This window comes from Streptomyces sp. NPDC033216 (assembly GCF_055577115.1).
The window spans coordinates 81,354-97,276 of sequence record NZ_JBVIQK010000016.1 but is presented as its reverse complement, the minus strand read 5'-3'; the positions used below and the strand labels follow the sequence as shown (position 1 = coordinate 97,276).

Genomic DNA, 15,923 nt, shown 5'->3' with positions numbered 1-15,923 from the left:
TCTATGCCTCGCCACTGACACCCGGCGGGCTCCCCCGCGTACCTTCGCAGCGGGGGTCGCGGGCACTTTCGCCCGCGCCCGCCCGTTGGAGACGACAGAAACGCTGTCGTACACATGAAGCACCAGGAGGCACCCCGCGATGTCGGTCCCGCAGCTCAACGAAGAGCCTCGCGGCGAGGAGATCCTCGCCGTCTTCGACACCGCCTTCGGCGAACTCCTGGCCGCGGACCCGGCCGCGTTCCGCGTGAAGTTCCGCAAGATGGCCGCCTCGGCGTTCGCGTTCTACCGGGGCACGGCATGCCTCTTCTACCACGACCTGGACGCGGCGAGCGGCGGGCGCGGCGACGCCGGCACCTTCACCGGGCCCTACCTGGACGACCGCACCTCGCGCGTGTGGATCCACGGCGATCTGCACGCGGAGAACTTCGGCACCTACATGGACTCCCAGGGCCGCCTGATCTTCAACGTCAACGACTTCGACGAGGCGTACGTCGGCCCCTTCGTCTGGGACCTGAAGCGCTTTTGCGCCTCGATCGCCCTCATCGGGTACGCGAAGGCGCTCAGCGACGACCAGATCACCGAGCTGGTACAGGTGTACGCGGGCGCGTACCGCGAGCGGATCCGCGCCCTGGCGACCGGCGCCAAGCAGGACGAGGTGCCGCCCTTCACACTGGACACGGCCGACGGACCCCTGTTGGACGTGCTGCGCGACGCCCGCTCCCTGACCCGCTTCGGGCTGCTGGACTCCATGACCGAGATCCGCGACTTCGAGCGCCGCTTCGCGCCCGGCGGCGGCTCCATCGAGCTGGACGCGGCCACCCGCTACAAGGTCCTCGCCGCCTTCGACGGCTACCTGGAAACGCTGCCGGAGACCTCCCTGGCCCGCCCGGACTCGTACCGCGTGAAGGACGTCGTCGGCCGCCGGGGCATCGGTATCGGCTCGGCCGGCCTGCCCTCGTACAACATCCTCCTCGAGGGCCACAGCGACGCCCTGGAGAACGACGTGGTGATCTACATCAAACAGGGGCAGACCCCGGCCGTCTCCCGGCACGTCACCGACCGGGCGATCCGCGAGTACTTCCAGCACGAGGGCCACCGCACGGTGATCTCCCAGCGCGCCCTTCAGGCGCACGCCGACCCCTGGCTGGGCTGGACCGAGCTGGACGGCGCGGGCCAGCTGGTCGCCGAGGTCTCGCCGTACGCGGTGGACCTGGACTGGGGCGACATCGACGACCCGGAGGAGATCGCCGGCGTCGTCGCCGACCTGGGCCGGGCCACGGCCACGATGCACGCGGCGGCGGACGACACCTCCGGCGAGTCCCTGGTGCCGTTCTCCACCGAGCGGGCCATCGACGCGGCGCTCGCCGGCGACGAGGAGGGCTTCGCACCGCTCCTGGTGGAGTTCGCGCACTCCTACGGCGCACGCGCGCGGGCGGACCACCAGATCTTCCTCGACCTGTTCCGCAACGGCCGGATCCCGGGTCTGTGACGCGGAAGGTGACGGGGCCCACCGCGACGGGGCGGACCGTGAGGGGGTGGACCGTGGCGGGATCCATAACGAAAAGGGTTCTCAGCGCGACCCTTTAGGGGTCTCTTACAGGCGCGCGTGACACACTCTCCTCCGCTATGGACATATCCGGGACCCGCCTCAGAGCCGTACGCGCGGCGCTGTTCACGGCCTTCGTCGTGACGCTCAGCACCGCGTCGCACGTGCTGCTGTCCCGGGCCCCACTGCCGCTGAACACGGTGGCCGCCCTCGCGGTCTGCGTGTTCCTCCTCGCCTACGCCCTGGCGGGCCGGGAACGCGGCTTCGGGCGGATCGCCGCCCTGCTGATCCCGCTCGAGCTGGCGGCCGACACGGTCTTCACCACCGGCCAGCACGTCTGTTACGGCCGGGCGGGCGGCCCGGTCGCCGGCCCGCTGCGCTCGGTCGGCCTCGACGTCCTGTGCGGTGACGGCACCAGTGTCGGCGCCCCGCTGGCCCAATTCAGCAGGGGCGGCGCGCAGCGCCTCCATCAGGGGTGGTTGTCGGGTGGCGGGTGGAACGGTGCCGACCCGGACCGGGTCGGCGGCCTCCTCGCCCACGCCCACCCGTCGACGGCCTGGCTGCTGCTGGGCGCGCACATCGGCGTCGGCCTCCTCGCCGCGGCGTGGCTGCGGCGGGGGGAGCGCGCCCTGGCCCAGTTGCTGCGCGCGGCGACCGCGACCACGTTCCGGCCGCTGCTGCTGGCCGTGGCCGCCGTGACCGTCCGCCGCGCCCCGGCCACCCGCCGCCCGCCGCGGCCCGCGCGCCGCCCGGTGTCCACCAGCCGCGACCGGATCCTCGTGCACTCCCTGGGACGTCGCGGCCCCCCGCGCCGGGCCGTCGCCGCCTGAGCGTCACCCTGCCCGCGCGGCCACGAGCACGACAGTCCCCACACACGTATCCCGCGCACACATCCTGTGCGCGTCCCACCTGGAGAACACCACCATGAGCAAGCGCAACAGTGCGGCGGCGAAGACGGCGGCCCGTGAGCGGCTGCGCGTCGAGCGCGAACGCCAGGCCAAGCGGGCCAAGATCAAGCGCCAGGTCATCGTGGCCTGCTCGGTCGTCGGCGTGCTGGCGGTGGCGGGCGGCATAGGTTACGCGGTCGTCCAGAACAACAAGCCCACGTACTGGGAGGAGGCCAAGGACAAGCCGCTGGTCAAGCCTGCCAACACCACCGGCGAGAACGGCACGACCGTCGTGATGGGCAAGAGCACCGCCAAGAAGACCCTCGTGATCTACGAGGACCCGCGCTGCCCGGTCTGCGCCCAGTTCGAGCAGACGGTCGGCCCGACGGTGAAGTCGGGCTACGAGGCGGGCAAGTTCAAGCTCCAGTTCGTCGGCGCCACCTTCCTCGACAAGGGCCTCACCGGCGAGGGCTCCAAGAACGCGCTCAGCGCGCTGGGCGCCGCGCTCGATGCCGGCCCGGAGGCGTTCCTCGAGTACAAGACCGCGCTGTACTCGGCGAAGTGGCACCCCGAGGAGTCCGACGACAAGTTCAAGGACGACAGCTACCTGATCAAGGTGGCCGACACGGTCTCCGCCCTGAAGGGCAACGCCGAGTTCCAGAAGGCGGTGAAGGACGGCACCTACGACAAGTGGGCGCTGGAGATGTCCGAGACGTTCGACAAGAGCGGTGTGAGGGGCACTCCGACCCTGAAGATGGACGGGAAGGCTCTGACCGCCCCCGGCAGCGAGAACGCCCCGATGTCGGTCGCCGACTTCAACACCGCGCTCGAGGCGGCCCTCAAGGGCTGAACGGGCCGGAGGGACGAAGACCCGGAAGACGGAGAACCGAAGAGCGGGCGAATTTTTGTCAGTTCGCCCGCTCTTTGTCGTACTGGTCAGTAATCTGATCGCCCGTGACCAGTCGATACAGATCAACCGAGAGCACCGACGCGCCGTCAGATCGCGTCGACACGCGTGGCCCGCGGCGCCGTACGGTCGTCAAGGCCGCTGCCGCCGGGGCCGTGCTGGCCGCGCCGCTCGCCACCGCGCTGCCCGCGCGGGCCGCCGACGAGGCCCCCGCCTTCCTGCACGGTGTCGCCTCCGGCGACCCACTGCCCGACGGCGTCCTGCTGTGGACCCGGGTGACACCGACCGCCGAGGCGGTACCCGGCTCCGGGCGCGGCCCGGACACCGAGGTCGAGTGGGTCGTCGCCGAGGACAAGGCCCTGACGATCGTCGTGGCCAAGGGGTCCGTCACCGCGACCGCCGCCTCCGACCACACCGTCAAGGCGGATGTCCGCGGCCTGGCCCCGGCCACCGACTACTGGTTCCGCTTCTCGGCCGGCGGGACCGACTCCCCGGTGGCGCGCACCCGCACCGCGCCGGCGGCGGACGCGTCCGTGGCGGGCCTGCGCTTCGGCGTGGTCTCCTGCGCCAACTGGGAGGCCGGCTACTTCTCCTCCTACCGCCACCTCGCCGCCCGCGGCGACCTCGACGCCTGGCTGCACCTCGGCGACTACATCTACGAGTACGGCACCGGCGAGTACGGCACCCGCGACACCGTCGTACGGCAGCACGCGCCCACGCACGAGATCCTCACCCTCGCCGACTACCGCACCCGGCACGGCAGGTACAAGACCGACCCCGATCTCCAGGCCCTGCACACCAAGGCGCCCGTCATCGCGATCTGGGACGACCACGAGATAGCCAACGACACCTGGTCGGGCGGCGCCGAGAACCACACCGAGGGCGCCGAGGGCACCTGGGCGGCCCGTCAGGCGGCCGCCAAGCAGGCCTACTTCGAGTGGATGCCGGTCCGCCCGGCGCTGGCGGGCACCACCTACCGCCGGCTGCGCTTCGGCAAGCTCGCCGACCTCTCCCTGCTGGACCTGCGTTCCTTCCGCTCCCAGCAGGTCTCCGTCGGCGACGGTGACGTCGACGACCCGGACCGCACCCTCACCGGCCGTGCCCAGCTCGACTGGCTGAAGGCCGGGCTGAAGGCGTCCGACACCACCTGGCGGCTGGTCGGCAACTCGGTGATGATCTCGCCGTTCGCCATCGGCTCCCTCTCCGCGGACCTGCTCAAGCCGCTCGCCAAGCTGCTCGGCCTGCCGCAGGAGGGCCTCGCCCTCAACACCGACCAGTGGGACGGCTACACGGACGACCGCCGTGAGATCCTCGCGCACCTGCGCGCGAACGCCATCCGCAACACCGTCTTCCTCACCGGCGACATCCACATGGCATGGGCCAACGACGTGCCCGTGGACGCCGGGACCTACCCGCTGTCCGCCTCGGCCGCCACGGAGTTCGTGGTCACCTCGGTGACCTCCGACAATCTCGACGACATGGTCAAGGTCCCCGAGGGCACGGTCTCCGCGGTCGCCGCGCCGATCATCAAGGCCGCCAACCGCCACGTCCGCTGGGTGGACACCGACCGGCACGGCTACGGCGTCCTGGACATCACCGCCGACCGCGCGCAGATGGACTACTACGTGGTGTCCAGCCGCACGAAGGCGGACGCGACCTCGTCCTGGTCCCGCTCCTACCGCACCCGCACCGGCACCCAGAAGGTCGAGCGCGCCTACGACCCCGTGTAGCCGCCGTCTACAGACTGTCGAGGAAGCCGAGCGCCACCCGCCAGGTTGCCTCGGCCGCCTCGGCGTCATGGTCGGGCAGGTCGGGGTCGGTGTAGAGGTGACCGGCCCCGGCGTACCGGTAGATCTCCACGTCGGCGCCCGCTCGGCCCATCTGGAGGTACCAGGCGCTCAGCCAGTCGTCGGTCTCGAACGGGTCCGGCTCGGCCACGTGCAGCTGCACCGGCAGGCCGTCCGCCGAGGCGTTCGGCGCGAGGTCGGAGGTGCCGTGCAGAAGCAGCAGGCCACGCGCCTTCTCGTCACCGAGGGCGAGGGTCTGCGCGACCGACGCGCCCAGCGAGAACCCGGCGTACACCAGCCCGCGCTCGGAATAGGGCGCGGCGGCCAGGACGGCTCTCTTCAGCAGCTCGTCCTTGCCGATCTCCTCGTTGTGCGCCATGCCCTCCTCGACCGTGTCGAACGTGCGCCCGTCGAAGAGGTCCGGGGTCCACACCTCGTGGCCGGCGGCGCGCAGCCGGTCCGCCGCCGCGCGCACCGCGGGGCGCAGTCCATAGGTCGAATGGAAGAGCATGATGTTCATGAGGCCATGGTGCCAGCCGGCACCGACAGCACCCCACGAGGCGATCCCCACAACACGGCACGTGGGCCTCTTCACACGGGACGCATGTTCACCACCCCGCCGGGCCGGTTACGTTCGAAGGCATGGAGAACCTGCTCCGCCCACTGATCGTGGTCGGCGGCTCGGTCGTGCTGACGTTGTTCATCGGCTGGGCCACCGACCGACTGCTGTGCAAGGCCGACGAACGACATCCCGAGACGTCCCTGTGGGGGCTGCTGCGGCGTGGCCGCATCCCGTACCAGCTCGTGCTGTGCGCCGCCCTGCTGAGAGGATCCTTCGACAGCGCCGAGGTACTGGAAAGCCACCGCGTCGGCGTCGCCCAGACGCTCACCCTGGTGCTGATCGGAGCGACCGCCTGGCTGGCGATCAGGATCACCGCCGCGATCGTCGAGACCTCGTACAGCCGTTACGCGCGCGTGCACCACGACGCGGCCCGGGTACGGCGGGTACGCACCCAGGTGTCGCTGATCATGCGGGTCGTCACCGCGATCGTCGGAGTGGTCGCGGTGGCGGCGATGCTGCTGACGTTCCCGGCGTTCCGCGCGGCCGGCGCCTCGCTGCTGGCCTCCGCCGGCATCATCGGCATCGTCGCCGGTGTCGCCGCCCAGTCGACGCTGAGCAACATGTTCGCCGGGTTCCAGATCGCCTTCGGCGACATGGTGCGGATAGGCGACACGGTGGTGGTGGACGGCGAGTGGGGCACGGTCGAGGAGATCACGCTGACCTTCCTCACCGTGCGGACCTGGGACGAGCGCCGGATCACCATGCCGGTGTCGTACTTCACGTCCAGGCCGTTCGAGAACTGGTCGCGTGGCACCCCGCAGATGACCGGCATCGTCTACTGGCACGTCGACCACTCGGCCCCGGTGGACGCCATGCGGGAGAAGCTCCGCGACATCCTGCGCGAGTGCCCCGCCTGGGACGGCCGCGCCCACGGACTGGACGTGACGGACACCACGCCCAACACGATGCAGGTCAGGGCGCTGATGACCGCAAAGGACGCCGACGACATCTGGACGATCCGGGTCACCGTCCGCGAACGGATGATCCGCTGGCTGTCCGAGGAACATCCGTACGCGATGCCCCGCGTCAACACCGCCGACGCGGTCCTGGCCCCGTCCCGCTCCAACGGCCGGATACCCGGCGGCATAGGGCCACAGCGCCGCGCCCACGAGACACCGCGGGTGGACCGCTGAGGCAAGGGCTTCGGCCGGGCGCACCGGGCGCCCGGCCGGCGTCTCCCCACGAGCCGGCCCGTCCCCCTCGGGCCGTCGCCCACGCCCCACCACGCTCGGCGAGCGCCACTTCCCGACGGACCCGGACAGGCGGCGCCGGTGCGGGATCACCGCAGACTACGCACGTCCAGATGGCGCAGCACCCGGTCCACGATCTCCGGATCGGCCCCCGGCTCGCTCCGTGCCGCGACCACCTCGTGCCGGGCCGCGCTCAGCATCTCGCCCTGGATCCGCCGCACCCGCTTCAGCCGGCGCACGCGATGCTCATGTCCCTCCCGCCGCTCGTCCTCCCCCAGGTCCGGGCTGATCCGCAGTCCGATGTCGAGGGCCCGCCGCGCCATCTGCTCGGACAGTTCCTCCGGCAGGTCCTCCTCGGCCTCGATCTCCCGCAGCCGGCGCTTCGCCGCCTTGGCGGCCCGTGCGGCCAGTTCCTTCTCGAACTCCTTCTCACGACCGGTGTCGGCCTGCACCCCGAGCCGCCTGACCAGCCAGGGCAGGGTCAGCCCCTGGATCACGAGGGTCGCCATGATGACCCCGAAGGCGATGAACACGATCTCGTCGCGGTCCGGGAAGGCCGCCCCTTCGTCGGTCTTCAGCGGAACAGCGAGCGCCAGCGCCACCGAGGCGACCCCGCGCATCCCCGACCACCACATCACGACGGTCTCCCGCCAGGTCATCGGAATGTCCTCGTCGTGGTCCCGTCCGGCGTGCATCCGCTGGGTGAGCCAGGTCGCCGGCAGCAGCCACAGCAGCCGTACGAGGATCACGACGGCCACCACGGCCGCGGCCCACCCGAGCATCTCCCCCCACCGCCCGGACGCCGTCCGGATCGCCATGTGCAGTTCCAGGCCGATCAGCCCGAACGCCACCCCGGTCACCAGCGTGTCGATGATGTTCCAGAAGGTGTGCCCGGCCAGCCGGGTCAGCACGTCGTCGGGATCGGTGGCGTACTCGGCGAGGAACAGCGCGGTGGTGAGCACGGCGAGCACCCCGGATCCGTGGAACTCCTCCGCGAGCACGTAGGAGGCGTACGGCACCAGCAGCGTGAGCCCGATCTGAAGGGTCGCGTCCCCGAGCAGGTCCATGAGCCGGTTCGCGCCCCAGCCGAGCGCCAGCCCGACCGCCACCGCGACGACGGCGGACAGCACCAGGTCGCGACCGGCCTCCCACGGCGAGAAGCTCCCGCTGACGACGGCGGCGATGGCCACGTGGTAGAGCACGATGGCGGTGACGTCGTTGAACAGCCCCTCGCCCTCCAGGATGGACACCAGCCGGCGCGGCAGCCCGAGCTGCCCGGCCACGGCGGTGGCAGCCACCGGGTCCGGCGGCGCGACGAGCGCCCCGAGGGCCACGGCGGCGGCGATGGGCAGTCCGGGCACGATCGCGTGGGCGACGGCGGCCACGCACAGCATCGTGACGAACACCAGCGCCACGGCCAGCAGGAAGATCGGCCGTTTGTTGGCCGTGAACTGCCGCCAGGAGGTGCGCCGTACGGCCGCGTACAGCAGGGGCGGCAGCAGCAGCGGCAGGATCAGGTCCGGCGGCACGTTCACGTTGGGCACGAAGTCGGCGACCGCGAGCACGATCCCGAACAGGGTCATCAGGACCGGCGCCGGCAGGCTCCACCGGTCTCCCAGCGGGACACTCACCACGGCCCCGAGCAACAGGACGAACAAGAGGGCCAGCTGGTCCACGGTCAGTGCTCCGGGGGATGAGACGTCACTCGACAGACCTCAAGCCTGCCACGTCACTCGCGCCACGCCTTTCGGCGCCCGGCCGCGCCGGCTACCGGGGGAGCGCCCGCCGCATCGCCCGGTGCGCGATGCCGGCGTCCGGGAACTCCGGGCCGTACGCCTCGTAGCCCAGCCGCTCGTAGAAGCCGAGGGCGTGGGTCTGTGCGTGCAGGTCGACGGCCGCGAGGCCACGCGCGTGTGCCGCGTCCTCGATGGCCCGCACCAGCGCGGCCCCGACGCCGAGCCCGCGCGCCTCCGCGGTGACGGCGAGCCGCCCCAGCGACCCGACCGACAGGTCCCCGCCGGTCTTCTCCGCGACCTCCGCGCCGTACAGCAGCCGCCCGGTCCCGAGCGGTACGCCGTCCTCCCGGACGGCCAGGACATGCACCGCCCCGGCGTCGTAGGCGTCGTACTCGATGTCCTCGGGGACGCCCTGCTCGCGGACGAAGACCTCCTTGCGGACCGCGAAGCAGGCCGCACGGTCGGCCGGCTCCTCGGCGACGCGGATCACGTACGCGCGCGTGCCGCTCATCCGTAGGTCTCCTCGCGGACCTGGTCCAGGGCCTGCTGGAGGTCGTCCGGGTACTCGCAGGCGAACTCGGCCCACCGGCCGTCGCCGGGGTGCTCGAAGCCCAGCCGGACCGCGTGCAGCCACTGTCGGGTCAGCTTCAGCCGCTTGGCGAGCGTCGGGTCGGCGCCGTAGGTCAGGTCGCCGACGCACGGATGGCGGTGGGCGGCCATGTGGACGCGGATCTGGTGGGTGCGGCCGGTCTCCAGCTTGACGTCCAGCAGGGACGCGGCACGGAAGGCCTCGATCAGGTCGTAGTGCGTGACGGAGGGCTTGCCCTCGGCGGTGACCGCCCACTTGTAGTCGTGCTGGGGGTGCCGGCCGATGGGCGCGTCGATGGTGCCGCTGGTGGGGTCCGGGTGGCCCTGGACGAGCGTGTGGTAGCGCTTGTCGACCGTGCGCTCCTTGAACTGGCGCTTCAGCGACGTGTACGCCCGCTCCGACTTGGCGACCACCATCAGCCCGGAGGTGCCGACGTCGAGCCGGTGCACGATGCCCTGGCGCTCGGCGGCACCGGAGGTGGAGATGCGGTATCCGGCGGCGGCGAGTCCGCCGATGACGGTGGGACCGCTCCAGCCGGGCGACGGGTGGGCGGCCACCCCGACCGGCTTGACGATCACGACCACGTCCTCGTCGTCGTGCACGATCTCCATGCCCTCGACGGGCTCGGCGACCACCTGCACCGGTGCGGGAGCCTGGGGCATCTCGACCTCGAGCCAGGCCCCGCCGTGCACCCGCTCGGACTTCCCGACCACCGCCCCGTCGACCATGACCTTCCCCGCGGCCGCGAGTTCGGCGGCCTTGGTACGGGAGAAGCCGAACATGCGGGAGATGGCGGCGTCTACACGCTCGCCCTCCAGGCCGTCGGGCACGGGCAGGGTGCGGATCTCGGGAATCGTGCTCACCCGTCGAGTATGCCGGACAGGTCCGGCACCCCCGAACACACGCTCAGTCCCGGTGGACGGTCCCGTCCGGGTCGAGGCCCTTGAAGGACAGCAGGACGATCAGGATGCCCCCGCACACGATCGCCGTGTCGGCCAGGTTGAAGACGGCGAAGTGCTTCGGCGCGATGAAGTCCACCACCGCGCCCTCGAAGACGCCCGGCGCCCGGAAGACCCGGTCGGTGAGGTTGCCGAGCGCACCGCCGAGCAGCAGGCCGAGCGCGATCGCCCAGGGCAGGCTGTAGAGCTTGCGGGCGAGCCGGGCGATCACCACGATCACCGACGCCGCGATCACCGTGAAGATCACGGTGAAGGCCTCGCCGACGCCGAAGGCGGCGCCCGCGTTGCGGATCGCCTCGAACCGCAGCCAGTCCCCGATGATCTCGATCGGCTGGTGATGCTCCAGCTTGGCGACCACGAGCATCTTGCTGACCAGGTCGATGACGTACGCGAACGCGGCGACGCCGAACAGCACGGCGATCCGGCGCGCGCCGCGGGGCTGCTGCCCGGTGGCCTGTGCCGCGGACTCGTCCGCACCGGACGAGTCGCCCGACGTCGGCTGCCCGGCGTTCCCGCCGGACGGCTCCGGCTCGGCTCCCGCCGCCTCTGGAGAATCCGGCGTACCGATGATGCGCTCCGCCTCTGCCACGTGAGTCCCTCGACCTAGGTACCTGACTGAGGACGAGGGTACGGCACACCTCCCGACGGCCGGGGGATCAGTACCGCCGCTCCTGCTTCTGCTTGCACTCGACGCACAGCGTGGCCCGTGGAAAGGCCTGCATGCGGGCCTTGCCGATGGGCTTGCCGCAGTTCTCGCACAGACCGTAGGTGCCCGCGTCCAGGCGCTCCAGGGCGTGCTCGGTCTGGACGAGCATCTCGCGCGCGTTGGCCGCCAGCGCCAGTTCGTGCTCGCGCGTGATGTTCTTCGTCCCGGTGTCCGCCTGGTCGTCGCCGGCACCGTCCCCCGAGTCCCGCATCAGTCCCACCAGGGCCGCCTCGGACGACGCCAGCTCGGCGCGGAGCCGGTCCTTCTCGGAGTCCAGCTGGCCGTGGGCCTCCGCGACCTCTTCCGGGGTCCAGGGGTCCTCGCCGGGGCGCACCGCCAATGCACCGGGCTCCGCCGCGGCGAGCCGTGCCTTGGGAACGGCCGTCTTCGCCGCCGTGGCCGTGCCAGGAGTCTTCTTCGCAACCACTGTCGTGGCTCCCGTCTTCTCCGCGGCCGAGGCCGCGCCCACTTTCTTGGCCGTGCTCTTCGTGGTAGTGCCCCTCCGGGTGGCCCCCTTCCCGGCCGCACCGCCCCTGCCGCCGGCCCCCTCCGTACCGGCGTCCACCTCACCGACCGCACCCTGCGGACCGGTGCCCGACTCGCGGACCGCGCCCTGCCCGGCCGCGGCCGTCCTGCTGCCCGCGGCCGTCTTCTTCGACGTGGCCTTCTTCGACGTGGCCTTCTTCCCGGCGGCAGCCCCCGCCTTCTCGGCGGGCGTCTTCTCGTCAGGCGTCTTCCCGGCGACCGGCTTCCTGCCGACCAGCTTCTCGGTGCCCGCCGCCTCCTTCGAGACCCGCGCCTTCCTGGACGCGGCAGCCGACTCGGAGGCGGCGTCCCTTTTCGCAGGGGGCGCCTTCTTCGCAGGCGCGGCCTTCTTGGCCGCCACCTTCTTGGCCACCGCTTTCTTGGCCACCGCTTTCCTCGCCGCCATCTTCCCGGCCACCGTCTTCTCTGACTGCCTCGCCCCCGCGGCCTCCGTCGCCTCTGCCGCCTTCGCCGCCTTCACCTGCTTCGCGCCCCCCGCAGTGCCCCCTCCCCGCGCGCTCTTCTTCGCACCGACATCCTTGGCCGCACCGCCGGAGGCGCCGGTGGACCTGCCGGACGCCGACTGCTGTACGGCGGTCTTCTTCGCCACCATGGCCGCGGCCCCTTCACATATTGTGATCTTGCACGCGAATCGTGCTGGGACGATAAATCGACTCGAGTCCCGCGGCAACGGGGCACACCGCCCGATTCGCCCGCCTCGCGCACGTCACGCGGCGAGCCTGCATCCGTTGTGCCCAGCTCCCCGCCGGGTAATCCGACCGGTCCGCGGTCCTGGAGTCCGAAGAAGCCCGCCTCGCCATTCGGGTCATCCCGGACCGCTCCGGCCCCGCGCCCCGGAGGCCCGAAAAAGCGGCGGCCGCCGTCCGCGCGGCGCCGTACACTGGGCGGAGCGAGAAGCGTGGATGGGGACGAGTAGCGGCGTACGCAGCCCAGAGCGACCCGGGGACGGTGGGAGCCCGGGGGCGAGCGCGACGTGAATATCACCCCGGAGCCGCCGGAAGAACGCCTTGGACAGTGGGCTCCGCCCACGGCCCCCGGGGCTGGTAGAACCGGCATCGCGACCCCAATGAGGGGGCTCCCCGGAGCGTACGGCGCGCCGGAGGGCCAAGGAGGGTGGTACCGCGGGAGCGCGCCGCACACGGCGTGGACAAGGCTCTCGTCCCTCCGACGGAAGGCAGCACATCCGCCGGAGGAAGCTCGTTGAACACGCAGCCGCAGTACCGCCAGGTACCCGCCCAGGTCGACCTGCCCGCCCTTGAGCACGCCGTGCTCGAGTTCTGGCGTGAGCAGAAGATCTTCGCCAAGAGCCTGGAACAGTCCGAGGGACGCCCCGAATGGGTGTTCTACGAGGGCCCGCCCACCGCCAACGGCATGCCGGGCGCCCACCACATCGAGGCGCGCGTCTTCAAGGACGTCTTCCCCCGCTTCCGCACGATGCGCGGCTACCACGTGGCCCGCAAGGCCGGCTGGGACTGCCACGGCCTGCCCGTGGAGCTGGCGGTGGAGAAGGAGCTGGGCTTCTCCGGCAAGCAGGACATCGAGCAGTACGGCATCGCCGCGTTCAACGCGAAGTGCCGCGAGTCGGTCACCCGCCACACCGACGCCTTCGCGGAACTGACGACCCGCATGGGCTACTGGGTCGACCTCGACGACGCCTACCGGACCATGGACCCGGAGTACGTCGATTCGGTCTGGTGGTCGCTGAAGGAGATCTTCAACAAGGGCCTGCTGGTCCAGGACCACCGCGTCGCCCCCTGGTGCCCGCGCTGCGGCACCGGCCTGTCCGACCACGAGCTGGCCCAGGGCTACGAGACGGTCGTCGACCCGTCCGTGTACGTCCGTTTCCCGATCACCTCCGGTCCGCTCGCCGGCCGAGCCGCGCTCCTGGTGTGGACGACGACCCCCTGGACCCTGGTGTCCAACACGGCCGTCGCCGCGCACCCCGACGTCACCTACGTCGTGGCGACCGACGGCGAGGAGAAGCTGGTCGTCGCCGAGCCGCTCGTCGCCAAGTCGCTCGGCGAGGGCTGGGAGACCACCGGCGAGACCTTCACCGGCGCCGACATGGAGCGCTGGACCTACCAACGTCCGTTCGAGCTGGTGGAGTTCCCGGCCGACGTGACGTCCCACTACGTGGTCAACGCCGACTACGTCACCACCGAGGACGGCACGGGTCTGGTCCACCAGTCCCCCGCCTTCGGTGAGGACGACCTCAAGGTCTGCCGCTCCTACGGCCTGCCCGTCGTCAACCCCGTCCGCCCGGACGGCACCTTCGAGGAGAGCGTCCCGCTGGTCGGCGGTGTCTTCTTCAAGAAGGCGGACGAAAAGCTCACCGAGGACCTCAAGCAGCGCGGCCTCCTCTTCAAGCACCTGCCGTACGAGCACAGCTATCCGCACTGCTGGCGCTGCCACACCGCACTGCTCTACTACGCGCAGCCCTCCTGGTACATCCGCACCACGGCCGTCAAGGACCGTCTCCTCCAGGAGAACGAGAAGACCAACTGGTTCCCGGACACCGTCAAACACGGCCGCTTCGGCGACTGGCTGAACAACAACATCGACTGGGCGCTGTCCCGCAGCCGCTACTGGGGCACCCCCCTGCCGATCTGGCGCTGCGCGGACGACCACCTCACCGTCGTCGGCTCGCGCGCGGAGCTGACCGAGCTGACCGGCACCGACCAGTCGGAGCTCGACCCGCACCGCCCCTACATCGACGCGGTCACCTTCGCCTGCCCGCACGAGAGCTGCGGGCAGCCCGCCACGCGCGTGCCCGAGGTGATCGACGCCTGGTACGACTCGGGTTCGATGCCGTTCGCGCAGTGGGGCTACCCGTACAAGAACAAGGAACTCTTCGAGTCCCGCTACCCCGCGCAGTTCATCAGCGAGGCCATCGACCAGACCCGCGGCTGGTTCTACACCCTGATGGCGGTCGGCACCCTGGTCTTCGACAAGTCCAGCTACGAGAACGTCGTCTGCCTCGGCCACATCCTCGCCGAGGACGGCCGCAAGATGTCCAAGCACCTGGGCAACATCCTCCAGCCGATCCCGCTGATGGACACCCATGGCGCCGACGCGGTCCGCTGGTTCATGGCGGCCGGCGGCTCCCCCTGGGCGGCCCGCCGCGTCGGTCACGGCACCATCCAGGAAGTGGTGCGCAAGACCCTCCTCACGTACTGGAACACGGTCGCCTTCCAGGCCCTGTACGCCCGTACGTCCGGCTGGGCCCCCTCCGCGGCCGACCCCGCCCCCGCCGACCGCCCGATCCTCGACCGCTGGCTGCTGTCCGAACTCCACGCGCTCACCGACCAGGTGACGCAGTCCCTGGAGGCCTACGACACCCAGCGCGCCGGCAAGCTCCTCTCCGCGTTCGTCGACGACCTGTCCAACTGGTACGTACGCCGCTCCCGTCGCCGCTTCTGGCAGGGCGACAAGGCCGCGCTGCGCACGCTGCACGAGGTCGTCGAGACGGTCACGAAGCTGATGGCCCCGCTGACCCCGTTCATCACGGAGCGGGTCTGGCAGGACCTGGTCGTGCCGGTCGCCCCGGGCGCCCCGGAGTCGGTGCATCTGGCGTCCTGGCCGGAGGCGGACCTCTCCGCGATCGACCCGGAGCTGTCGAGGCAGATGGCGCTGGTGCGCCGCCTGGTCGAACTGGGACGTGCCACCCGCGCCGAGTCGGGCGTGAAGACCCGCCAGCCACTGCGCCGGGCGCTCATCGCCGCCACCGGCTTCGACACGCTCTCCCCCGACCTGCACGCGCAGATCACGGAGGAGCTGAACGTCGTCTCGCTCGCCTCGCTCGCCGAAGTCGGCGGCAGCCTTGTCGACACGACCGCCAAGGCCAACTTCCGCGCCCTGGGCAAGCGGTTCGGCAAGCGCGTCCAGGACGTGGCCAAGGCCGTGGCGAACGCCGACGCGGCCGCGCTGTCCGTCGCCCTGCGCGAGGGAACCGCCGCGGTGGAGGTCGACGGCGAGACCATCGCCCTCGCCCCCGACGAGGTCATCATCACGGAGACCCCGCGTGAGGGCTGGTCGGTGGCGTCCGACTCGGGCGCGACGGTCGCCCTCGACCTGGAGATCACCGAGGAGCTGCGCCGGGCCGGTCTGGCCCGTGACGCCATCCGCCTGATCCAGGAGGCCCGCAAGAACAGCGGCCTGGACGTCGCCGACCGCATCGCGCTCCGCTGGACCGCGACCGACCCGGCCACCGTCGACGCCCTCACCGACCACTCGGCCCTGATCGCCGACGAGGTCCTCGCCACGGACTTCGCCCAGGGTGAGGCGGACGACACCTACGGCGCCCCGTTCGCGGACGAGGCACTGACCCTCGCCTTCCGCCTGCGCAAGGCGTAGCGCCACCGGCACCGACAAGGGCCCGGTCTCCCCTCTGGGGGGAGACCGGGCCCTTCCGCTTTGTCCGGCCCGGCCCGCTCGGGTGTCCTCCCGAT

At 71.2% G+C, this 15,923-nt stretch carries 12 protein-coding genes; 6 read left to right on the top strand and 6 right to left on the bottom strand.

All coding sequences use genetic code 11. The annotated features are described in order from the left end of the window. The first annotated feature begins 139 nt into the window (after window positions 1–139). From ACZ5Y0_RS25985 to ACZ5Y0_RS25970, 4 genes are all read left to right on the top strand, one after another. Entirely contained in the window at window positions 140–1,489 is a 1,350-nt protein-coding gene (locus tag ACZ5Y0_RS25985; protein ID WP_469131093.1) for a DUF2252 domain-containing protein, read from the top strand. A gap of 137 nt (window positions 1,490–1,626) precedes the next feature. After that, a complete protein-coding gene (locus tag ACZ5Y0_RS25980; protein WP_469131092.1) occupies window positions 1,627–2,376 on the top strand; it encodes a hypothetical protein in 750 nt (249 codons plus the stop codon). A gap of 94 nt (window positions 2,377–2,470) precedes the next feature. Then, window positions 2,471–3,283, top strand: coding sequence for a thioredoxin domain-containing protein (locus ACZ5Y0_RS25975; protein ID WP_469131091.1), 813 nt, complete (start codon window positions 2,471–2,473; stop codon window positions 3,281–3,283). Between the two features lie 104 nt (window positions 3,284–3,387). Continuing rightward, window positions 3,388–5,070, top strand: coding sequence for an alkaline phosphatase D family protein (locus ACZ5Y0_RS25970; protein WP_469131090.1), 1,683 nt, complete (start codon window positions 3,388–3,390; stop codon window positions 5,068–5,070). Between the two features lie 7 nt (window positions 5,071–5,077). On the opposite strand, the gene ACZ5Y0_RS25965 is transcribed toward ACZ5Y0_RS25970, so the two are convergent. Continuing rightward, on the bottom strand, window positions 5,078–5,647 hold the full coding sequence (locus ACZ5Y0_RS25965) for a dienelactone hydrolase family protein (protein ID WP_469131089.1): 570 nt from the start codon (window positions 5,645–5,647) through the stop codon (window positions 5,078–5,080). A 122-nt stretch (window positions 5,648–5,769) separates the two neighbouring features. Between ACZ5Y0_RS25965 and ACZ5Y0_RS25960 the strand changes: the two genes are divergently transcribed. Next, the gene (locus ACZ5Y0_RS25960) at window positions 5,770–6,882 is read left to right on the top strand and encodes a mechanosensitive ion channel family protein (RefSeq protein ID WP_469131088.1); all 1,113 of its coding nucleotides are present in this window, start codon (window positions 5,770–5,772) and stop codon (window positions 6,880–6,882) included. A gap of 146 nt (window positions 6,883–7,028) precedes the next feature. Here the strand turns inward: ACZ5Y0_RS25960 and ACZ5Y0_RS25955 are convergent, their stop codons facing one another. The 5 genes from ACZ5Y0_RS25955 to ACZ5Y0_RS25935 form a co-directional block, all read right to left on the bottom strand. Continuing rightward, the gene (locus ACZ5Y0_RS25955; RefSeq protein WP_469131087.1) at window positions 7,029–8,615 is read right to left on the bottom strand and encodes a Na+/H+ antiporter; all 1,587 of its coding nucleotides are present in this window, start codon (window positions 8,613–8,615) and stop codon (window positions 7,029–7,031) included. Window positions 8,616–8,706: 91 nt separating this feature from the next. After that, window positions 8,707–9,186, bottom strand: coding sequence for a GNAT family N-acetyltransferase (locus ACZ5Y0_RS25950; protein WP_469131086.1), 480 nt, complete (start codon window positions 9,184–9,186; stop codon window positions 8,707–8,709). Next, on the bottom strand, window positions 9,183–10,127 hold the full coding sequence (locus tag ACZ5Y0_RS25945) for an RluA family pseudouridine synthase (protein WP_469131085.1): 945 nt from the start codon (window positions 10,125–10,127) through the stop codon (window positions 9,183–9,185). Before ACZ5Y0_RS25945 ends, ACZ5Y0_RS25950 begins: the two co-directional genes overlap by 4 nt. A 43-nt stretch (window positions 10,128–10,170) precedes the next feature. Next, window positions 10,171–10,812: a signal peptidase II gene (gene lspA, locus ACZ5Y0_RS25940; RefSeq protein WP_469131084.1), complete on the bottom strand. Its 642-nt coding sequence runs from the start codon at window positions 10,810–10,812 to the stop codon at window positions 10,171–10,173. A 67-nt stretch (window positions 10,813–10,879) separates the two neighbouring features. After that, window positions 10,880–12,067 carry a TraR/DksA family transcriptional regulator gene (locus ACZ5Y0_RS25935; protein WP_469131083.1) on the bottom strand — a complete coding sequence of 396 codons (1,188 nt, stop codon included), beginning with the start codon at window positions 12,065–12,067 and terminating at the stop codon, window positions 10,880–10,882. A gap of 608 nt (window positions 12,068–12,675) precedes the next feature. Between ACZ5Y0_RS25935 and ileS the strand changes: the two genes are divergently transcribed. After that, window positions 12,676–15,828, top strand: coding sequence for an isoleucine--tRNA ligase (gene ileS, locus ACZ5Y0_RS25930; protein WP_469131082.1), 3,153 nt, complete (start codon window positions 12,676–12,678; stop codon window positions 15,826–15,828). Window positions 15,829–15,923 lie beyond the last annotated feature (95 nt).